At 73.1% G+C, this 20,526-nt stretch carries 18 protein-coding genes and 1 pseudogene; 4 read left to right on the top strand and 15 right to left on the bottom strand.

Annotation, left to right across the window (positions count from 1 at the left end):
• Positions 1-9 precede the first annotated feature (9 nt).
• The 3 genes from JNO44_RS02145 to JNO44_RS02135 all read right to left on the bottom strand — a co-directional run bounded on the left by JNO44_RS02145 (position 10) and on the right by JNO44_RS02135 (position 3,816).
• Positions 10-2,607, bottom strand: a complete 2,598-nt coding sequence (locus tag JNO44_RS02145; RefSeq protein WP_205360838.1) for a sensor histidine kinase — start codon at positions 2,605-2,607, stop codon at positions 10-12.
• 178 nt (positions 2,608-2,785) lie between these two features.
• On the bottom strand, positions 2,786-3,016 hold the full coding sequence (locus tag JNO44_RS02140; protein ID WP_205360837.1) for a hypothetical protein: 231 nt from the start codon (positions 3,014-3,016) through the stop codon (positions 2,786-2,788).
• The gene (locus JNO44_RS02135) at positions 3,013-3,816 is read right to left on the bottom strand and encodes a COG4280 domain-containing protein (protein ID WP_205360836.1); all 804 of its coding nucleotides are present in this window, start codon (positions 3,814-3,816) and stop codon (positions 3,013-3,015) included. Before JNO44_RS02135 ends, JNO44_RS02140 begins: the two co-directional genes overlap by 4 nt.
• Before the next feature lie 237 nt (positions 3,817-4,053).
• On the opposite strand from JNO44_RS02135, the gene JNO44_RS02130 reads away from it, so the two are divergent.
• The gene (locus tag JNO44_RS02130) at positions 4,054-4,800 is read left to right on the top strand and encodes a DUF4118 domain-containing protein (RefSeq protein ID WP_205360834.1); all 747 of its coding nucleotides are present in this window, start codon (positions 4,054-4,056) and stop codon (positions 4,798-4,800) included.
• Here the strand turns inward: JNO44_RS02130 and kdpC are convergent.
• The 11 genes and pseudogenes from kdpC to JNO44_RS02075 form a co-directional block, all read right to left on the bottom strand.
• Positions 4,770-5,450, bottom strand: coding sequence for a potassium-transporting ATPase subunit KdpC (gene kdpC, locus JNO44_RS02125; RefSeq protein ID WP_205360832.1), 681 nt, complete (start codon positions 5,448-5,450; stop codon positions 4,770-4,772). The genes JNO44_RS02130 and kdpC overlap by 31 nt on opposite strands.
• Before the next feature lie 29 nt (positions 5,451-5,479).
• Complete coding sequence (gene kdpB, locus JNO44_RS02120; protein WP_205360830.1) at positions 5,480-7,609, bottom strand: potassium-transporting ATPase subunit KdpB; 2,130 nt, start codon at positions 7,607-7,609, stop codon at positions 5,480-5,482.
• Positions 7,609-9,273 (bottom strand): potassium-transporting ATPase subunit KdpA, encoded by a 1,665-nt coding sequence (kdpA, locus tag JNO44_RS02115; protein WP_205360828.1) that lies wholly within the window; start codon positions 9,271-9,273, stop codon positions 7,609-7,611. The genes kdpB and kdpA overlap by 1 nt, the downstream gene beginning before the upstream one ends.
• A gap of 11 nt (positions 9,274-9,284) precedes the next feature.
• Positions 9,285-9,374: a K(+)-transporting ATPase subunit F gene (gene kdpF / locus JNO44_RS02110; RefSeq protein ID WP_039639302.1), complete on the bottom strand. Its 90-nt coding sequence runs from the start codon at positions 9,372-9,374 to the stop codon at positions 9,285-9,287.
• A 162-nt stretch (positions 9,375-9,536) separates the two neighbouring features.
• Positions 9,537-12,050: a DUF4118 domain-containing protein gene (locus JNO44_RS02105; RefSeq protein WP_205360826.1), complete on the bottom strand. Its 2,514-nt coding sequence runs from the start codon at positions 12,048-12,050 to the stop codon at positions 9,537-9,539.
• A gap of 144 nt (positions 12,051-12,194) precedes the next feature.
• Positions 12,195-13,490, bottom strand: a complete 1,296-nt coding sequence (locus JNO44_RS02100; RefSeq protein WP_205360824.1) for an MFS transporter — start codon at positions 13,488-13,490, stop codon at positions 12,195-12,197.
• Complete coding sequence (locus JNO44_RS02095; RefSeq protein ID WP_205369338.1) at positions 13,487-14,602, bottom strand: PLP-dependent cysteine synthase family protein; 1,116 nt, start codon at positions 14,600-14,602, stop codon at positions 13,487-13,489. Before JNO44_RS02095 ends, JNO44_RS02100 begins: the two co-directional genes overlap by 4 nt.
• 132 nt (positions 14,603-14,734) lie before the next feature.
• Positions 14,735-15,154, bottom strand: coding sequence for a hypothetical protein (locus JNO44_RS02090; protein ID WP_205360822.1), 420 nt, complete (start codon positions 15,152-15,154; stop codon positions 14,735-14,737).
• A gap of 303 nt (positions 15,155-15,457) precedes the next feature.
• Positions 15,458-15,907 carry a hypothetical protein gene (locus JNO44_RS02085; RefSeq protein ID WP_205360820.1) on the bottom strand — a complete coding sequence of 150 codons (450 nt, stop codon included), beginning with the start codon at positions 15,905-15,907 and terminating at the stop codon, positions 15,458-15,460.
• 167 nt (positions 15,908-16,074) lie between these two features.
• A pseudogene (locus JNO44_RS02080) lies at positions 16,075-16,179 on the bottom strand (DUF2000 family protein); the annotation flags it as partial.
• 173 nt (positions 16,180-16,352) lie between these two features.
• A complete protein-coding gene (locus JNO44_RS02075; protein ID WP_205360818.1) occupies positions 16,353-17,285 on the bottom strand; it encodes an MBL fold metallo-hydrolase in 933 nt (310 codons plus the stop codon).
• A gap of 302 nt (positions 17,286-17,587) precedes the next feature.
• Between JNO44_RS02075 and JNO44_RS02070 the strand changes: the two genes are divergently transcribed.
• The 3 genes from JNO44_RS02070 to JNO44_RS02060 all read left to right on the top strand — a co-directional run bounded on the left by JNO44_RS02070 (position 17,588) and on the right by JNO44_RS02060 (position 19,806).
• Positions 17,588-17,803, top strand: a complete 216-nt coding sequence (locus tag JNO44_RS02070; RefSeq protein ID WP_205360816.1) for a hypothetical protein — start codon at positions 17,588-17,590, stop codon at positions 17,801-17,803.
• A complete protein-coding gene (locus tag JNO44_RS02065; RefSeq protein ID WP_205360814.1) occupies positions 17,790-19,181 on the top strand; it encodes an amidase in 1,392 nt (463 codons plus the stop codon). The genes JNO44_RS02070 and JNO44_RS02065 overlap by 14 nt, the downstream gene beginning before the upstream one ends.
• 61 nt (positions 19,182-19,242) lie before the next feature.
• On the top strand, positions 19,243-19,806 hold the full coding sequence (locus JNO44_RS02060; protein WP_420882606.1) for a TetR/AcrR family transcriptional regulator: 564 nt from the start codon (positions 19,243-19,245) through the stop codon (positions 19,804-19,806).
• Between the two features lie 68 nt (positions 19,807-19,874).
• Here JNO44_RS02060 and JNO44_RS02055 read toward each other — a convergent pair whose 3' ends face one another.
• A complete protein-coding gene (locus tag JNO44_RS02055; protein WP_205360813.1) occupies positions 19,875-20,459 on the bottom strand; it encodes a hydrolase in 585 nt (194 codons plus the stop codon).
• Positions 20,460-20,526 lie beyond the last annotated feature (67 nt).

Here is a 20,526-nt window from a genome sequence, read left to right as displayed (position 1 = left end):
CCGCGCGCCCTAGCCGAGCTCCACCGCCTCGACCGGCTCCGCCACCGGCGCGGCGCGCAGGGAGAGGACCATGGTCAGCCCGCCGCCCGGGGTGTCCTCGGGATCGAGGGTGCCGCCCATCGCCTCGGCCAGGCCGCGGGAGAGCGCGAGGCCCAGTCCCAGGCCGCTGGTGTTGTCCCGGTCGCCGAGCCGCTGGAAGGGGACGAAGATCCGGTCCCGGTCCTCCGGCGGCAGTCCCGGTCCCTGGTCGACGACCCGCAACTCGACACGTGAGCCGAGGGAGCTGGCGGTGATCAGCACCCGCTGGGACGCGGCACAATGGCGCACCGCGTTGGTCACGAGGTTGGCGATCACCCGTTCCAGCAGGGGCGGGTCGGCGAGCACGTCGCGGACCTCCGCGAGCCCCTGGAACGCGATCCGCACCGGTGTCGCGGGCAGCGTGGCCAGGGCCAGCGGCAGGACGTCGGCGAAGGCGGTGGGCTGGAGGTCCAGGGAGAGCGCGCCGGCGCGGAGCCGGCTCATGTCGAGGAGGTTGTCGACCAGCCGGTTGAGCTCGATGAGCGACTCCTCGGCGGTGGCCAGCAGTTCGTTGCGTTCGGCCGGGGAGAAGACCACGTCCCGGCTGCGCAGGGAGCTGATCGCGGCCCGGCCGCTCGCCAGCGGGGTCCGCAGGTCGTGGCTGACCGCGGCCAGCAGCGCGGTACGCAGCCGGTCCGCCGCCTTGACGGGTTCCACCTGGGCGGCGGCCTCCATCAGGCGGGCGTGGTCGAGCGCGGCGGCGAGGTGGGCGGCGAACGCGGTCAGCACGCGGTGTTCGGAGGCGGGCAGGCGGCGTCCGCGGAGGACGAGGAGGCGGTCCGGTCCGGCCGGCACCTTCACCAGGTCGTCGCTCTCCTCGTCGGCGTCGGTCTCCTGCCCGGCGCGCGGGACGAGTTCGGCGGACTCCATGCCGAACGTCTCGCGGGTGCGTTCCAACAGCACCGACACCCCCTGTTCGCCGCGCAGGATGGTGCCGGCCATGGAGGAGAGGGTCTCGGCCTCCGCGGTGGCGCTGGCGGCGCGCCGGGACAGCCGCAGGGAACGGTCCACCAGGGCGGCGACCGTGACCGCGACCAGTGCGAACACCGCCAGCGCCAGGGCGTTGTTGGGCTCGGTGATGGTGAACTCGCCGCTGGGCGGAATGAAGTAGTAGTTGAGCAGCAGGGAGGCGGCGAGCGAGGCGAGCAGTGCCGAGACCACGCCGCCCAGGCAGGCCACACCGACGACGGTGACCATGAAGAGCAGGGCCTCGCTGGTGAGGTTCAGGGCGCCCCGGGTGTGGGTGAGCACGGTGGTCAGGAGGAGGGGGAGGACGAGGCCGGCCACCGGTCCGACGACGCGGCGGGCATGCGGCAGCTGCCGGCCCGGAACGGGCAGCCGGCGACCACGGCCGGCTCCTTCGTGGGTGACCAAGTGGACGTCGATGTCGCCGGACAACTCGACGGTGTCCTCCCCGATACCGCGAGGTGCCACCAGGCGGGAGAACCAGCTGCGGCGGCTGGTGCCCAGGACGAGCTGGGTGGCGTTCTCGGCGCGGGCGAAGTCCAGCAGCGCGGTGGGGACATGGTCGCCGACGACCGAGTGATAGCTGCCGCCCAGACTCTCCACCAGGGCGCGTTGTTTGGCGAGTGCGGCGGGGGAGGCGTAGGCCAGGCCGTCGCTGCGGGCGACGTGGACGGCCAGCAGATCGCCGCCGGAGATGGGGGTGCCCCCTGCTCGAACGGCGTTGAGAGCCCGAGGGCGGTCCGCGATCCGATCCGCGCGGCGGATCAGCGTCTCGCCCTCCGGCCCGCCGGTGAGCGCCACGACGACGCGTTCGCGGGTCTCCCAGACCGTGCCGATGCCGTGCTCGGACCGGTACTTCTGCAGGGTCTCGTCCACGCGTCCGGCGACCCACAGCAGCGCGAGCTCCCGAAGGGCCGTCAGGTTGCCGATGCGGAAGTAGTGCGCGAGCGCGGCATCGACCTTCTCCGGCTGGTAGATGTTGCCGTGTGCCATGCGCCGGCGCAGTGCCTCGGCGGGCATGTCCACCAGCTCGATCTGATCGGCGCGGCGCACCACGTCGTCGGGCACGGTCTCCCGCTGCGGGACTCCGGTGATCTTCTCCACCACGTCGTTGAGCGACTCCAGGTGCTGGACGTTGACGGTGGTGAGCACGTCGATCCCGGCGGCCAGCAGCTCGTCGACGTCCTGCCACCGCTTGGCGTTGCGGCCGCCGGGCACGTTGGTGTGCGGCAGTTCGTCGACGAGGGCGACCGCGGGGCGGCGGGCGAGGACCGCGTCGAGGTCCAGCTCGGTGAAGGCCGAGCCGCGATAGGAGCGGTGCAGCCGGGGCACCATCTCCAGCCCGTCGAGCATCTCCTCGGTGTACTGCCGGCCGTGGCACTCGGCGTACGCCACCACCACATCGGTGCCTCGTCTGAGGCGCCGGCGCCCCTCGTCCAGCATCCGGTACGTCTTGCCGACGCCGGGCGCCGCGCCGAGGAACACCTTGAGCTTCCCCGGCCGTGCGTCCGACGCCTCGGCCGCGACCTTGTTCGGCGCCACCGACAGCCCCTCCCTCACCATGCCTGCACGACCCCACGGCGCCTGGTTCGGCGAGGGGAACCTCGGGCGGCCGAGCGGACATGGGTTGCGGCCATGTTCACACCGGCCCGGGCGGTGTGTGGCGGAACGCGGCGATGTTGACGTTTTCCTGATCCCGGCAGCTCAGAGCGCTTGCCGACCGCCATTTCCTGACGATTCCTCAGGAGTTTCCGCGGTGGCGCACGTCGATCAGCAGCACGCCGGCGAAACCGGCCATCAGCAGCAGCGCCAGCAGCGCGGCCAGCACCCCGCCGGGCACGGCACCGGCGAGCAGCGCGACCGTGCCGACCACCAGAACCGCCACCACGGACGCGGCGATCTTCCAGTCGTCGCCGATGACGAAGGCGTACCAGAAACGGGCGAAGCCCTTGGCGAGGGTCGGGACGTTCACGGGGCTCCTCGGTCGATGCGGTCGGGTGCGGTCGGGTACGGACGGGGCCCGGCGACGGTCGGCGCGATCCGGATCAGCAGCCGGCTGACGGCGAACCAGGCCGCGATCAGCACCGGGATCGCCCAGTCGTGGCCGAGCCATGCGAGGCTCTGCCCGCCGGGTGCGAAGACGCCGAGCCCGGCCACGGCCCAGTAGGTGCCGAAGCCGGCCAGCAGCAGTCCGACGCCGTACTTGAGGGTGTTCTCGGGGACGCGGGAGAGCGGTCGGTGGGCGAAGAACCCGGCGACCGCCACACAGACCGCAGCGGCGGCCGCGGTGCCGGCGGCCACCGGCACGTCGTGGGCGCTGGTGCCGAAGGTGATCACGATGAAGACGATCTCCACCCCCTCCAGGAAGACGCCCTTGAGCGAGACCGTGAACGCGAACCAGTCCAGGCCGAAACGGGTGGTCCGGACGGCGCCCAGGGCCGCGGAGGTCTGCTCGGCGAAGGCCGACTCCTCGTCGTGGTGCGGCTTGAGCCCCGCGCCGCGCAGGACCGCCTTGCGCAGCCACTGCAGACCGAAGACCAGCAGCAGGGCGCCCACGGTCAGTTGGAGCGCCGCCTGGGGCAGCCAGGTGGCCAGCGCATAGCCCGCCGCGACGGTGAAGACCGCGAGGGCCGCGGCGGCGGCCGCGGTGCCGGCCCAGGCGGACTTCCAGCCGCGGGTCACGCCCATCGCCATGACGATGGTCAGCGCCTCCACCGCCTCGACCACCGAGGCGAGAAAGACCGCCGCCACGAGTCCGTATGTCGCGCCCATCCAGGCGCCTCCTCCCACGGGACGGTGCCGGCCCAGGATGCCGCACAGGGGCCGCGCGGGGGCGCGGGCCGCTGTGCCCAGTGTGGCGCGCCCACCGGCCCCGGGCCCACCGCCGCGCAGTTCGCGGTTCCCGTGGCGCCGGCGACCGGTCGTCTCGTCAAGGCCGCGTAAAAGCCGGCGCACGACCGGTCCGCACACGCGTGCCGGCGGCTACACCTGAGGTGGAGGTGACCTTCCATGCTGCGCTACCTCACCCGCGACCCGGTCGCCCTCGCCGCCGCGCTGGTGCTCCCGCCGGCCGTCTGCGCGCTGCTGCTGCCCTTCCGGGACCGGATGTCCAACACCAACGCGGCGCTGGTGCTCGTCGTCGTGGTGGTGGCCGTCGCCGTGCTCGGGCACCGCCCGGCCGGCGCGTTGGCCGCACTGTCCGCCGCGGTGTGGTTCGACTTCTTCCTCACCCGGCCCTACGAACGGTTCGCCATCACCAAGTCCGCCGACATCGTCACCGCCGTGCTGCTGCTCGCCGTGGGCGTCGCGGTCTCCCAGCTCGCCGCCCGCACCCGGGAGCTGAAGGTCATCGCCATCACCGACGACGACTACCTGGCACAGATCCACCACACCGCCCGGCTGGTCGAGAGCGCGGCCGGCCCGGACGCCGTGGTCGACCACGTGCGGCGGCAGCTGGTGGGACTGCTGGGGTTGAGCGGCTGCCGGTTCGAGTACGGCACGCTGATCGGACACCCGCCCCGGCTGATGGACGACGGCTCGATCGCCTGGGGCCGCCGCCACTGGGACGCCGACCGGGACGGGCTGCCGCCGGACGAGGTCGAGCTGCGGGTCAGCCGCGGTGGGCGTTTCCACGGCCGGTTCCTGCTCCAGGGTGCGCCGGGCGCCACGCCGCCGCTCGCCGCCCGGCTGGTCGCGGTGACGCTGGCCAACCAGGTGGGGGCGGCCTACGAGTCCGTCAGCCCGGTGCGCGCCTGAGGCCGGCGCGGCCCCGGACGTGCCTCCTCCGCCAGCGCCTGGTTCAGCTCGACGACGTTGACGTACGGCTGGCCGAGGAAGCCCAGGTCCCGCCCGTGCAGCTGACGGGTGACCAGGCGCCGGACCCGGGCGGGGGTCAGGCGGCGGGCCCGCGCCACGCGTCGGACCTGCTGGTACGCGTAGGCCGGGGAGATCGCCGGGTCGAGGCCGGAGCCACTGCCGGTGACGGCGTCCGCGGGGACGGCCGCCGGGGGCACGCCGTCGAACGCGGCGAGCGCGGCGCGGCGGGCCCGGACGGTCGCGGTGAGCAGCGGATTGGTGGGGCCGAGGTTGCTGGCGCCGGAGTTGCCGGGGTCGTAGCCCCCGGCGGACGGCCGGGGTTGGAACCAACCGGGGTCGGGGCGCGGAACCTCGTGCGGGTCGCCGGGGTGGCGCGCGGGGAGGGCGAAGTTCTGGCCGATCAGGCGCGAGGCCACCGCGGTGCCGTGCGTCGTCAGCAGGGAGCCGTTGGCCTGTTCGGAGAGGCCGGCCTGGGCGATGCCGGTGACGAGGAGGGGGTAGCCGACGCCGGTGATCACGGTGAGCGCGAGCAGCATCCGCAGTGCCGCCAGATGGTGGCGGAGTGCGGTGGGAAGGGTGGTGCGCGCCATGGGTCCCCTCTTGTCTCGTCGTCGGCCGGTCAGCGCAGTCCGGGGATGAACTGGATGAGCAGGTCGAGCAGTTTGATGCCGAGGAACGGCAGGACGAGCCCGCCGAGCCCGTAGAGCCAGATGTTGCGGCCGAGGAGTTCGGAGGCGGAGGACGGGCGGTAGCGCACCCCGCGCAGCGCGAGCGGGATCAGCGCGACGATGATCAGCGCGTTGAAGACGATCGCGGAGGTGATCGCCGAGGCCGGACTGTGCAGCCGCATGATGTTGAGCCGGTCCAGGCCCGGATGGACGCTGGCGAACATCGCCGGGATGATCGCGAAGTACTTGGCGACGTCGTTGGCGATCGAGAAGGTGGTCAACGCGCCCCGGGTGATGAGGAGTTGCTTGCCGATCTCGACGATCTCGATGAGCTTGGTCGGATTGGAGTCGAGGTCGACCATGTTCCCGGCCTCCTTGGCGGCCGAGGTGCCGGTGTTCATCGCCACGCCCACGTCCGCCTGGGCCAGTGCCGGGGCGTCGTTCGTCCCGTCGCCGGTCATCGCGACGAGTTTGCCGCCCTCCTGCTCCCGCCGGATCAGCGCCATCTTGTCCTCGGGGGCGGCCTCGGCGAGGAAGTCGTCCACGCCTGCCTCCTGGGCGATGGCGTGGGCGGTGAGCGGGTTGTCGCCGGTGATCATGACGGTCCTGATGCCCATCCGGCGCAGCTGGTCGAACCGGTCGCGCATGCCCTCCTTGACGACGTCCTTGAGGTGGACGACGCCCAGCACGCGGGCGTCCGACGCCCCGCCGCGCCGGGTCACCTGGCCGACGACCAGCGGCGTCCCGCCGCTCGCGGCGATGCCGTCGACGAGCTGCCCGACATCCGCGGTGGGGTGCCCGCCGTTGTCGCGGACCCAGCGCATCACCGCGGTCGCCGCGCCCTTGCGCAGCGAGCGGCGCTCCCGCGGGTCGTCGAGGTCGACGCCGCTCATCCGGCTCTGCGCGGTGAACGGGACGAAGGCGGCCCCGTCCAGTTCGCCCTCGCTCCGGCCGCGCAGCGCGTACTGCTCCTTGGCGAGGACGACGATGGACCGGCCTTCGGGTGTCTCGTCGGCGATGGAGGACAGCTGGGCGGCGTCGGCGAGTTCCTCGACGCTCACCCCGGGCACCGGCAGGAAGGCCGCGGCCTGCCGGTTGCCCAGGGTGATGGTGCCGGTCTTGTCCAGCAGCAGGGTGTTGACGTCGCCCGCGGCCTCCACCGCGCGCCCCGACATCGCCAGCACGTTGCGCTGGACGAGTCGGTCCATGCCGGCGATGCCGATGGCCGGGAGCAGCGCGCCGATCGTGGTGGGGATGAGCGCCACGACCAGGGCGACGAGGATGACGAGGGTCTGCTCGGCGCCGGCGAAGACGGCGAACGGCTGGAGGGTGACCACGGCGATCAGGAAGATGATGGTGAGGGACGCGAGCAGGATGTTGAGCGCGATCTCGTTCGGCGTCCGCTGCCGGGCCGCGCCCTCGACCAGGGCGATCATCCGGTCGATGAAGGTCTCCCCGGGCTTGGCGGTGATCTCGACCACGATCCGGTCCGAGAGCACCTTCGTGCCGCCCGTGACCGCCGACCGGTCGCCGCCCGACTCCCGGATCACCGGCGCCGACTCCCCGGTGATGGCCGATTCGTCGACGCTCGCGATGCCCTCGACGACATCACCGTCGCCCGGGATGAGCTGACCGGCCTCGACGACCACGTGGTCGCCCAACCGCAGTGCGGTGCCCGGAACTTCCTCCTCGGCCGGGTCGGTCGCGCCGGGCCGCCAGTCGGTGAGCCGGCGGGCCGTCGTCGTGGTCTTGGCGCGTCGCAGCGCCGCCGCCTGGGCCTTGCCGCGGCCCTCCGCCACCGCCTCGGCGAGATTGGCGAAGAGGGCCGTCAGCCACAGCCAGACCGTGATCACCCAGGCGAAGACGCCGGGCGTCCGGATCGCCGACAGCGCGGTCAGCGCCGCCCCGACCTCCACCACGAACATCACCGGGTTGTGGAGCATCACCCGGGGATCCAGCTTCCGCAGCGCGTCGGGGAGGGAGCGGACCAGCTGCCGGGGGTCCAGCAGCCCGCCCGCGACCCGCCGGGGTGGGCGGCCGGTGCTCGGCGGGGTGGCGGCGGGAACGGCGGGCGAGGACATCAGCGCAGACCCTCCGCGAGGGGCCCCAGTGCCAGCGCCGGGAAGTACGTCAGACCGACCACGATCAGGATCACCCCGGTCAACAGCCCGATGAACTGCGGCCGGTGGGTGGGCAGGGTGCCCGCGGTGACCGGCACCGGCTGCTGCCCGGCGAGCGAGCCGGCCAGCGCCAGCACGAACACCATCGGCAGGAACCGGCCCAGCAGCATCACCACGCCGAGGCCCGTGTTGTACCAGACCGTGTCGGCGCTCAACCCGGCGAACGCCGAGCCGTTGTTGTTGGCCGCCGACGTCAGTGCGTACAGCACCTCGGAGAAGCCGTGCGGCCCCGGGTTGAGCATGGCCGCCCGCTCTCCGGGGAAGGCCATGGCCAGTCCCGCGCCGACGAGGACCAGCGCGGGCGTGGTCAGGATGTAGAGCGAGGCGTACCGCATCTCCTGGCCGCGCAGCTTCTTGCCCAGGTACTCCGGGGTGCGGCCGACCATCAGCCCGGCGACGAAGACCGCGACCACCGCCAGGATCAGGATCCCGTAGAGCCCGGAGCCGGTGCCGCCGGGCGCGATCTCCCCCAACATCATGTTGAAGATCGTCATTCCGCCGCCGCCCGGAGTGTACGAGTCGTGGGCGGAGTTGACCGCTCCGCACGACGTGAGGGTGGTCGAGACCGCGAACAGCGCCGAGGACCAGATGCCGAACCGGGTCTCCTTGCCCTCCGCCATCGCCCCGGCCGCGTGCCCGGCCGGACTGCTGACGCGGTACAGCTCGTTGGCGGTCACCAGGACCACCGAGGCGGCCCAGAGCAGCACCATCACGGTGACGACGGCGTAGCCCTGGCGGACGTCGCCGACCATCGCCCCGAAGGTCCGCGGCAACGAGAACGGGATCACGAGCAGCAGATAGATCTCGATCAGATTGGTCAGCCCGCTGGGATTCTCGAAGGGATGCGCGGAGTTGGCGCTGAAGAAGCCGCCGCCGTTGGTGCCCAGCAGCTTGATCGTCTCCTGCGAGGCGACCGGCCCACCGGGCAGGTTCTGCCGGCCGCCGGCGAGGGTGGCGACGGCATGGGCCCCGTGGAAGTTCTGGATGACGCCGGCGGCCACCAGCACGACCGCGAAGACGAAGGAGATCGGCAGCAGCACCCGCAGTACCAGCCGGGTCAGGTCCACCCAGAAGTTCCCGACGCGATCGGTGCGTTTCCGGGTGAAGCCGCGGATCAGCGTGGCCACCACGGCGATGCCCACGGCCGCGGAGACGAAGTTCTGCACCGCCAGCCCGGCCATCTGCACGAGGTGGCCCATCGTCGCCTCGCCGGCGTACGCCTGCCAGTTGGTGTTGGTGACGAACGACGCCGCGGTGTTGAACGCCAGGTCCGCCGGAACCGGCTTGCGGCCCAGGGAGAGCAGGAGATGGTCCTGGAGCCGCAGGAACGCGTACAGGAACAGCGTCGACATGAAGGAGAAGGCCAGGAGGCTGCGCAGATAGGCCGGCCACCGCTGGTCGGCGTCCCCGTTCACCCCGCCCGCCCGGTAGACCAGGCGCTCGATCCGCCAGTGGCGGTCGGTGGTCAGGACGTGCGCCAGGGCGCCGCCCAGCGGCCGGTGCGAGAGCGCCAGCGCCGCGACCAGGACGGCTGCTTGGAGCCAGCCGGCCGCGGTGTCGCCCATCCGGGAGCTCCCTAGAACTTCTCGGGAAAGATCAGGCAGAGGATGAGGTAGATCACCAGCCCGGCGGCGACGATCAGACCGATGATGTTCTCCACGGTCACCGGCGTCCGACCCCCTTGGCAGCCAGGCCGATCAGGGCGAAGACCGCGGCCGTCAGGCCGACATAGGCAACGTCCGACATGGGTGCGGCACCCCGCAAGTCGTCAGGGGCGGGAGACTCGTCCCGTCCGGTATGTAGGTATATGCCAATTTCTGACGGTATATCAGGTCGGGCGTGCCGGCCGCTTGCCGCGCCGGGGACGTCCGGGCGCGGAGCTCGGCAGGCTGAGCGTCACCGTGAAGGCCGACCCCCTGCCGGAGGTCCGCAGCGACCCGTCCATCGCCTCGGCCAGGTCGCGCGAGAGCCGCAGCGCCAGACTGTCGGCACGGGAACCGGACCGCCCCGCGAGCGCCGCACCCTCGCCACCGGACCCGTCCGCCACCCGGATCGCCACCCGGCCGTCGTGGGTCTCCGCGGTGACCACGGGCGGCCGGCCCGGCGGGCTGTGGCGCAGCGCATCGGCCGCCAGAGCGGTCAACGCACGGGTGAGCAGCGCGGCGTCGGCGATCACATCGGGTAGGTACGCCGGCAGCCGCAGCACGATCGAGTGGCCACCGGGCCCCAGGTCGTCCAGCGCCGCGCCCCACGCCTCGTTCAGATCGACCGGGCGGAGGTAGAGGTCCAGCGCCCCGGCGTGCAGCCGGCTCAGGTCGTCCAGGTCGGTGACGAGCTGCGCCGCGCGGTGCACGGCCGCGCGTGCGGTCTCCAGCAGCCGCCGCTCGTCCGGAGCCCGCTCACCGCCGCGCCGCCGCAGCCGCCCCAGCGCGTCCTCGGCGGTGCGCAGCGGCGCGCGCAGATCGCGGCCGGCGGCCAGCAGGAGGGAGGCCCGGGTGCGTTCGGCGTCGGCGAGCGGATCGCCGACGCCGGCGGGCCCGGCGATCCTGCCCCGGGCATGCGCGAGCCCCAGCTCGGCGGCGCACGCGTCGAGCAGCCGCCGGTCCTGCGAACTCAGCCCCGGCCCCCGGGCGGCCAGCGTCAGGAGGTCGTCCACCGGGCTCTCCACCTCCGCCTCGTACGGCCGCTCCGGCGGGTGGTCGCCGGCGCTGGCGACCACGTACCAGCGCGGCACCGGCGATGCCCGGGGGTCCCGTTCGAGCAGGCTCACCGCACTCAGCCCGAAGTTCTCCCGGATCATCTCCACCAGCGCCGGCAGGTCCTGGCCGCGCAGCACGCCCGCGGCCAGGCGGCTCAGCGTCCGGGCCTCCGCGATCGCCCGCGCGGCCTGCCGGGTGTGCCGGGCCGCCGCCCCCGCCGCGGTCCCGACCAGCACGGCCGTGACGACGAACACGACCAGCGCGACGATCTCGTCGGGACGCTCGATGTCGAAGGAGTGCACCGGGGCGATGAAGGAGTAGTCCGCCAGCAGCGCCGCGGCGACCGCGGCCAGCAACGCCGGCACGACCCCGCCCACCAACGCCACCACCACGATCACCAGCAGATAGAGCACCAGGGCGCCGGCCAGGCCCATCGGGCCCCGCACCACGGTGAGCAGCAGCGTCAACAGGGGCAGCAGGACCACCGCGCTGGCCGCGGCGGCACCCAGACGCCGCGGACCCATGCCGTTGCCCGGTCGCGGCAGCCGCAGCGCGGCGGACGCCGCCGCCTCCTCGTGCGTGACGATGTGCACGTCGATGGGGCCGGACCCCTTGATCGTCCGCTCGCCCACGCCCGCCCGCAGCAGCGACGCCACCCGGCCGCGCCGACTCGCGCCCAGCACGATCTGGGTGACGTTCTCCGCCTCCGCGAACTGCAACAGCGCCTCGACCACATCCCCGCCGGTGGTCTGGTGGAAGCTGCCGCCGAGCGATTCGAGCAGGGTGCGCTGGGCGTCCAGCACCGACGGGTCGACGCGGGTCAGCCCGTCCTCCGGGACCACATGGAGCGCCAGCAACTCCGTGCCCGGCGTGCGGGCGCTGATCCGCGCGGCCCGCCGGATCAGCGTCTCGCCCTCCGGGCCGCCGTTGAGGGCGACCAGGATGCGCTCCCGGGTCTCCCACGGGGCGACGATCCCGTGCTCGGCGCGGTACCGCTGGAGCCCCTCCTCCACCCGGTCGGCGAGCCACAGCAGCGCGATCTCCCGCAGCGCGGTGAGGTTGCCGACCCGGAAGTAGTGGGTGAGGGCGGACTCGATGCGGTCCGCCGGGTAGATGTCGCCGTGCACCATCCGCCGGCGCAGCACCTCCGGCGGCAGGTCGACCAGCTCGATCTGGTCCGCCCGGCGCGCCACCTCGTCGGGCAGGGTCTCCCGCTGCCGCACTCCGGTGATCTGCCGGACCACGTCGTTCAACGACTCCAGGTGCTGCACGTTGAGCGTGGTGACGACGTCGATGCCGGCGTCCAGGAGCTCCTCCACGTCCTGCCACCGCTTGGCGTTGCGGGTCCCCGGGACGTTGGAGTGGGCGAGTTCGTCGACCAGCGCCACCTGCGGGCTGCGGGCCAGCACCGCGTCCAGATCCATCTCGGTGAACTGCGCCCCGCGATGCCGCAGCGCGCGCCGGGGGATCGTCTCCAGCCCCTCGGCCATGGCCGCCGTCGGCCGCCTGCCGTGCGGCTCGACGAAGCCCACCACGACCTCCGTGCCCAATGCCCGCAGCCGTTGCCCCTCCGCGAGCATCGCGTACGTCTTGCCGACCCCGGGGGCGGCCCCGAGGAAGATCCGCAACCGTCCACGTGCCACCGGCGGACTCCCAGCTCAACCCCCCTGCCTCGTGTGTCCTTCCATGGTGCGCCCGCGGTCCGGCCGAGGGCGGGACCGCGGCCCCGGACGCGCCCTCGACCGGCGGATGGGGGTGGGCGGCACGAGCCGCCCACCCCCGTGATGTCAGGCCGTCACCGGGCGCGCCGCCGGGCCGCCCGCGGCGATCCGGCCGGTGCGGTGCAGGCCGTACAGCGCCGCACCGCAGGCCAGGCCCAGGACCGTCAGGGCGAGCCACGGCAGCGCCGACAGGCCCGCCGCCCGAGCGGCGTCGAGCGCCGCCCCGGTCAGCAGATTGCCCACGGTGATGCCCACGCCGCACAGGGTGTTGTAGAGCCCGTAGTGCGTGGCGACGAGCCGGTTGCCGGACAGCCGGACGATGGTGTCCATCTCGAACGGATAGGTGATCATCGTGCCCAGCGCGAGCAGCAGCGCGGCCACCACCGGCGGCCCGGCGGCCAGCGCCCAGCGCCCGATCCCCTCGCCCGGCACGGGCACCGCACTCGCCGCCAACAGCGGTACGAAGGCGACGCCCATCACCGTCAGGCCCCAGGCCAGTGCCTGCCCCTGGGCCAGGCGGGCCCGGCACCGGGCGGTGACCTTGGTCTGGCCGAAGATCGTGCCCAGCCCGGACGCGGCGAAGAGCAGCGCGACCGCCACCGTGCCGAACTCCCCGTTGCCGCCCAGCCGTCGGACCTCCAGCGGCAGTGCCAGATACACCTGGAACGACAGCACATAGGAGCCGATCATGGCGCCGGAGAACAGCACGAACGGACGGTTGGCCAGCACCCCGCGCCACTGGCGCAGCACGCCCTCGCGGCCCTCGGACGCCCGCCCGCCCGCGTCGCCACGGCGGGCGGGCAGGGCACGGATCTGCACCGCGCTCAGCAGCGCGAAGACCGCGGCCGACGCCAGGCAGGTCACCTTGAAGTCCAGGCCGGTGAGGACCATGCCGACGAGCGGACCGAGCAGGATTCCGGCCTGGTAGAAGACGTTGAACAGGGCGAACGCCTCCACCCTGCGCTCACCCGCGTCGGCGGCCAGGTAGGCGCGCACCGCCGGGTTGAACAGCGCACCGGCCAATCCGGTGGCCGCGGACGCCGCGAGCAGCGCCGGCAGGGAGTCCACCAGCCCGAGCGCCGCGAACCCGACGGTGCGCAGCAGGCAGCCGGCGACGATCAGCGGCTTGTAGCCCAGCCGGTCGGCGAGCGTCCCACCCAGCAGGAACATCCCCTGCTGACTGAAGTTGCGGACGCCCAACACCAGTCCGACCGTCCACCCGGCCAGTCCGAGCGTCCCCGACAGATGCTGTGCCAGATACGGCATCAGCATGTAGAAGCCGAGGTTGATGGTGAACTGGTTGAGCAGCAGCAACTGCACGCTCCGGTCGTAGGAGCGAGCCTGGCGGAGCACCTCCTTCACCGGGCCGCACCGCCCTCGGGCGCGGACTCCGTGCCGGCCCGGAGCGACAGCGGATCCACCACGGTCGTGCAGCGGGTCCAGCGGGTGACCTCCTTCTCGTCCGGCCGGCCGATCACCTCCGGTGCGGCGGCCGGCGGAGCGTCCAACAGGCCGTGCTCCGCGCAGTATCGGTCGTCGTAGAGCGTTTCGAGATAGCGCTGGGGGCCGTCCGGGAAGACCGCGACGATGCGGGTGCCCGGGCCGCTGGTGCGGGCCAGCCAACTCGCCGTGAGCGCGACCGCGCCCACGCTCCACCCGCCGGTGGCGTAGTGCGAGGCGGCCAGGCGCCGGCAGGTCCACACGGCCTCGGCCGGCGCCACCCAGTGGACCTCGTCGAAGCGGTCGTAGGCGACGTTGCGGGGGAAGATGCTCGACCCCAGCCCGCGCATCAGCCGCGGGCGGGCCGGCTGGCCGAAGATCGTCGAACCGACGGTGTCGACACCGACCACCCGCAGCGCCGGATAGAGACTGCGCAGCACCCCGGAGAGGCCGGCGGAGTGCCCGCCGGTGCCGACACTGCACACCAGGACGTCGATGTGGCCGAGTCCGGAGGCGAGTTCCAGGGCGAGCGGGGTGTAGGCGGCGACATTGTCGGGGTTGTGGTACTGGTCGGGGCACCAGGCACCGGGGTGTTCGGCGAGCAGGGCACGGACCCGGTCGCGGCGGGCCTGCTGCCAGCCGCCGGTCGGATGGGGCTCGGTGACGATGTCCACCCGGGCCCCGTGCGCCGTCAACAGCCGTGCCATCGACGGCTCCAGACCGGGGTCGGTGACCAGGGTGACGGGATGGCCGTGCACCATGCCGGCCAGGGCGAGCCCCAGGCCGAGCGTGCCGCTGGTGGACTCGATGATCCGGCCGCCGGGGCGCAGATCGCCGCGTGCCCTGGCCCGTTCCACCATGTGCAGGGCCGGCCGGTCCTTGATGCCGCCGGGGTTGAATCCCTCCAGCTTGGCCCAGAAGCCGGTGCCGGGCGGGCAGAGCGGTTCGGAGACGTGCAGCAGGGGGGTGTTGCCGACCAGTCCGGGGAGGGACGGGCGGGCGAGGGGAGCGTTGGTGCTGAGCAGAGAGGTCATGGCGTCTTCTCGTTCGTCGGAGTGCGTCATGTGCTCATCTCGCGTGCCGGGCAGGCGGGTTGGGCGCACGGGCCCGGTCCCGCCGGTCGCGATACGCGGCAGCCGGCCGGCTCGGAGGCTGCGGGGCGGCCTCTAGATGCGCCACCGGCAGGTGACGGAGAGGGGACATCGGCCGCCCGGCTCGTCGCCGTCCGGACCGCGCGCCAACCGGCCGGCCGGTGGCACGGCCACCGCCGCCGGCACGCACCCGTCCTGGGGGCTCCGGTCCGCCGGGCGGGGCCCGGGGCGTTGGTTCTGCGGCGCGAGGGCCGCGACCGCTTCCGGCGCGTGGCAGGACGGCGCGGCGCGCGACGCGTCGACGGCGTCCGCCCGCGGACCGCCCGGAGCCGCGGGGCCGAGGACCGAACGGGCGCCGGTGGCGGAGGGGGCGGGCGCGGTGCGGTGTGCGGCGACCGCATCGAACGGACACCCCAGCGCCAGCAACAGCAGCCCGCCGATGAGGACGAGCGGTAACGGGCGCAGGACCGGACCGCGAAGTCGGGGGTGGGGCACAGTGCCTCCGTGCACGGACGGCCGTCGGCGCGACAACACGCGGCGGCGGGCGGATCGTTGAGGGCGTGACGCACCCGGCGGCCGGCCCGACGGGGGAGCGGACGGCCGGACGGGCGCGGCGAACCGGGGCGTGCCCGGCGGCGCCGCGCGGGCGCGCATCGGGGCAGGACCCATCGGCCCGGGCGGAGCGCCGGGACGGGACCGGAGCGGGGTGCCGGAGCCGGCCGTGCCCGGACAGAACAGCTAGGGCCTAGGGCGCTTCTGACGGGCGACGACCGGCAGACGGGAGTTTGACGACAGGCCCTAGATCAACAGAACCGCGGTGCGTGCCGTGGCAGCCTGCGACGGCGTCATGGAGTGCGTTGCGTGCGCCTCAACGGCGCGCTGGATCCCGGTGGTCGGCGCAGCGGCGCAACGGTCCAGCGGAGACTGGTGGGGAGCGGTCAGCCCCGCTCCCTGCGGAGGCTGTCCGGACAGGCAGGAACCCGAAGGATGGCCGTCCGGCCGTTCGTCGTGCCGCTGACCGGGCTGGGCCACCGACCCGCCCGGCACCGTCGCGACCGTGACCTTGCCGGCGGACGGCGGGTGCCCGGCCTCGGCGACCGGGGCGGAGACATGGCCCGCTCCGCTCTCGGCGCCCAGCCCGTGCATGAGCACGAGGGCGAGCAGCGCCGCGAACAGGCACAGCAGTCGCACCGGACCCGCCGAGCGGCGAGTCCGCCGCATGCCGAGGGGCGACCGCGCCGTGACCATGCCGTGAGCGTAACGCCTGGGACGACACCCCGGTACGGCACCGGACGGCCAGCAGCGACAACCGGCCACACAACGGCCGGACCGCATGGGGGCTCGTCAGACGTGCGGGTCGCCGCGCGAGCCGCCGGCGGGCCCGGCCGGCACCGAGCACCGCGCGGCGAGCCGTCTCACGGATGCATCCGGGCGCCCTTGATCACCTTGTCGACCGCGTTCCGCGGCCCGTAGACGGCCAGGCCCACCAGATCCAGCTGATCGCCCGGGACGGCGCGCACGACCTCCTCGACGACCGGCTGCGCCCGGGGGTCTCCCTCGACGAGGCCGCCAGGCTGCTGCACGCCCATCCCACCCACCTGGTGCGGGCGTTCGGCGCGGCCTTCGGCATCGCTCCGCACCAGTACCTGATGGCCCGCCGGGTCGAGCTGGTTCGCAGGCTCCGGTGCCTGCCTCACACCGTGGGCGGTGTGACTGCCGCGATCGGGGCGAGCCGGTAGGCGTCCTTGTCGGCGATCACGCGGCCCGCGGTGGGCGGGGGAAAGTGGGTCCCCAGGAGCGTCGTTTCGCTGCCGGCCAGTGAGGAGAGCAGCGAGCGGCGGGTGGCCCGGGCCTGTTCGGGGTTGATGTCGACGCAGCTGCCGAGAGCGGGGTGGGCGAACTGGACGGGGTGGTGCAGGCAGTCGCCGGTGATCAGCGCCGAGGCGCCGTGACTGCTGATCCCGACCGCGACATGGCCGGGGGTGTGCCCCGGTGTGGGGACCAGGCGCAGACCGGCGGCGATGTCGATGCCCTGGGGCGGAACGTCCACGAGGTCGAGCAGTCCGGCGTCCTCGACCGGGTGCACCGAGTCGCGGAACATCTGCCGACGCGGCTCGTCCATGGCGTATCCGGCCCAGAACTCCCGCTCGGCGCGGGAGACGACATAGCGGGCGTTGGGGAAGGTGGGGACCCAGGCGCCGTCGTGTGCTTGGGTGTTCCAGCCGACGTGGTCGGCGTGGAGATGGGTCAGGACGACCAGGTCGACGAGATCCGGGGCGAATCCCGCGGCCGTCAGGCGCTGGAGGTAGTCGGTGTGCAGGTCGTGCCAGGCGGGGTTCGCCCGGGTCTTCCCGTTGCCGATCCCGGTGTCGACCAGAACCCGCAGGCCGCCGAGGGTGAACGCGAAACTGTGGCTGGCGAGCCGCAGCACGCCGTTCTGATCCGCGAAGTCGGGCTGCAGCCAGTCATGTTGCGTGACCACCTCCGGGGTTGCTTCGGGCAGCAACCAGGTCCCGGTCTCCGGCGGCAGGCCGACCTCGTCGATGCGGTGGATGGTCAGGTCGCCCACGGTCCAGGACGGGACGGCGGGAGGGTTGGTCGACTGGGTGGGCGGGGTGGTGAGCATCGTCGTTTCCTCCTGCGCGCGGCGGGGTGGGGGTGGTGGGGTTCGGCACTGATGGGGAGAGGCGGAGCCGTAAAAGCAATCTGTTTGCGTTAACGAGACCATAGGACCTATGGTGCAGCTAACGCAAACAGTTAGCGTTTAGGAATTGGTGTGTCGGAGTTCCGGCAGCTGTGGGTCACCGGTGTCGCGGTCCGATGCACCGCACGCACTGGAACGCACCGCACGCACTGCGCCGATCCGATCACCTCCGGCCCGTTACGGCCAGCTCTGACGCGCCCCGACCAGACCAGGAGACGACGCCCATGTCCCATCCCCTCACCGACCTCGCGCCCCCGGAGGCCGCCCGTTGGGCAGCGCATGCCGGACTTCCGCTGCCCGCCGACCGCCACGCCGCGGTGGCCGCCACCGCCCAGCACATCCACGCCGTCGTCTCGGTACTGCGGGAACTGGATTTCGCCGACACACCGCCCGCCGCCTCCTACCGCGCGGGGGAGGGGAAGTCCGATGCAGCCGTATGAGCTGTCCGTGACCGAAGCGGCCGAGGCGATCCGCGCCCGACGGCTGTCGCCCGTCGAGCTGGTGGACTCGGTGCTCGACCGCATCGAACGGGTCGAACCGCACCTGCACGCCTACGTGGCAGTGACCGCCGAGCAGGCCCGCAGCTCCGCGCGCGCGGCCGAACGGGAAGCCGCCGACGGCAGCTTCCGCGGGCCGCTGCACGGGATACCGATGGGGTTGAAGGACCTGATCGACGCCGCCGGCACCGCGACCACGGCCAGTTCACGGGTCCGGTCCGGCCACCGCGCGGAGACCGACAGCACGGTCGCCGCGGGCCTGGCGGCGGCCGGCGCGGTGCTGGTCGGCAAGACCCACACCCATGAGTTCGCCTACGGCCTGATCACCCCGCAGACACACAACGCCTGGGACCGGAGCCGGGTCGCCGGTGGCTCCAGCGGTGGATCGGCCGTCGCCGTGGCCGCCGGCGCCGCCGGCTTCGCCCTGGGCACCGACACCGGGGGATCGATCCGGGTACCCGCCGCACTCAACGGGGTCGTCGGCCTGAAGCCGACGTACGGCCTCGTCCCCCGGCACGGCGTCACCGCACTGTCCTGGTCGCTGGACCACGTCGGCCCCCTCACCCGCACCGTCGAGGACGCGGCCCTGGTCCTGCCCGCGCTGGCCGGACACGATCCGCGCGACCCCGCCTCGCTGGTGACCTATCCCGCCGACCAACGGCCGCCCCGCGGCACCGATCTCACCGGGGTGCGCGTCGGAGTCCCCCGCAACTACTACTTCGACCACGTCACGGCGGACGTCGAGACCGCGGTCCGGCGCGCCATCGACCGGCTGGAAGACCTCGGCGCACGGCTCGTCGAGATCGAGATCCCGATGACGCGCTACATCCGGGCAACCCAGTGGGGGCTGATGGTTCCCGAGGCCACCGCATACCACGAGCGGACCTTGCGCACGGTCCCCGACCGCTACACGGAGGACGTCCGTCTGCTCCTCGAAGCCGGCGAACTGCTGCCCGCCGGGGACTACCTGCGCGCCCAACGTGCGCGGACGATGATGCAGCAGGCATGGAGGGGCCTGTTCGACGAGGTCGATGTGATCGCCGCGCCCACCGTGCCCACCGTCGCCGTACCGGCCGGCCAGGACACGATCACCTGGCCCGACGGCACGGTGGAGAGCGTCTCCGACGCCTATGTGCGCCTCTCCGCGCCCGCCAACCTCACCGGAGTGCCGTCGCTGTCCGTACCGGTGGGCCACGACCGGGCGGGCCTGCCGATCGGCATGCAGCTGCTCGGGCCGCCCCTCGGGGAGTTCGAGCTGCTGCGGGTGGGGCACGCCTACGAGCAGTCCGAGCCCGCCCGTGCCCTCGCACCGGTGGCCTGAGGCGGGGTGCGGGCCATCGCGCTAGAAGCAACCGCTTTGCGTTAAGGATTAAGGTGGTGACATGAGTCCCCGACCGATGGCGCGCCCCGGCGGGCGCAGCGCCCGCGTGCAGGAGGCGGTCCACACCGCCGTGCGCGAGCTGGAGTCCGAGGTGGGCCGCGATGCATTGACGGTGCCGCTGGTCGCCGCGCGGGCCGGAGTCACCCCGTCGACGATCTACCGTCGCTGGGGCGATCTGCGGGAGTTGCTCTCCGACGTGGCCGTCGAGCGCCTGCGCCCGGAGGCGCCGCCGGAGAACCACGGCGGCCTGGCCTCCGATCTGACGGTCTGGGCCGAGCACTTCCTCGACGAGATGGCGTCACCGTCCGGCCGTGCGTACATCCGCGACGCACTGCTCGGCGACCCGGACGGCAGCAACGCCGGCCAGTGCTCGGCCTACGCGGCCGACCAGGTCGAGGTCATCCTCGCCCGGGCCGCCGCGCGCGGCGAACGCGCACCCGAAGCCGAGACGGTCATCGACCACGTGGTGGCCCCCATGATGTACCGCATCCTCTTCCGCCCCGGCGGCCTGGACGCGGCATACGCCCGCCACCTGGTGGCGGGGGTCCTTGACGCGACGGGGTAGCGAGCCCACTGCGGCCGCTCCTCGTCCACGCCTGGGTGGCGGGCGAGGAGCGGCCGTGCGTGGCCGGTTCAGGCGTGGGTCTTGGCGAGCAGTTCGAGGATCTCGTCGGTGGTGCCGCGCTCGCCGACGCGGGGGAAGATCTTCTCGGTGCTGTGCCGGTGGGCGTCCGCGTCCAGGTCCGTCATGGCGTCGGTGGCCAGGGTGAGGTGGTAACCGTGCTCGTGCGCGGCACGTGCGGTGGACTCCACCCCGATGCTGGTGGCGACCCCCGTGAGCACGATCTGTGTGACGCCGCGGCGGCGCAGGTGCAGGTCGAGGTCGGTGCCGTAGAAGGCCGACCAGTTGCGCTTGGTGACGGTGATGTCCCCAGGGCGGCCGGCGAGTTCGGGGACGATCTCGTCCCAGCCGGCGGGCATGGCGTGGTTGTGGCGGGGCGTCTCGGCCCGTCCCGGGGTGGCGTCGGCGCCGTCGGGGGAGGAGGTGACCCGGACCAGGACGACGGGCAGCGCACGGGCGCGGAAGGACTCGGCGAGCCGTGCGGTCCGCTCGATGACGTCGCCGATGGCGTGCGGGGTGCCGGGCAGGGCCCGGAGTCCGTTCTGCAGGTCGATGACGACCAAGGCGGTCCTGGGGTCAAGGGTGGTGACAGGCATGGTCGGTGCTCTTTCGGTGTGTTGGGTCGCCGTCTGGGGCGTGGGGTAGGCGTGGTGGTCGGTGGGG

Origin of the sequence: Streptomyces noursei (assembly GCF_016917755.1) — a bacterium.
GTDB classification, from domain to species: Bacteria; Actinomycetota; Actinomycetes; order Streptomycetales; family Streptomycetaceae; genus Streptomyces; species Streptomyces yunnanensis.
The sequence above is the reverse complement of the archived record's forward strand: the minus strand, read 5'-3'. Positions and strand labels throughout refer to the sequence as shown.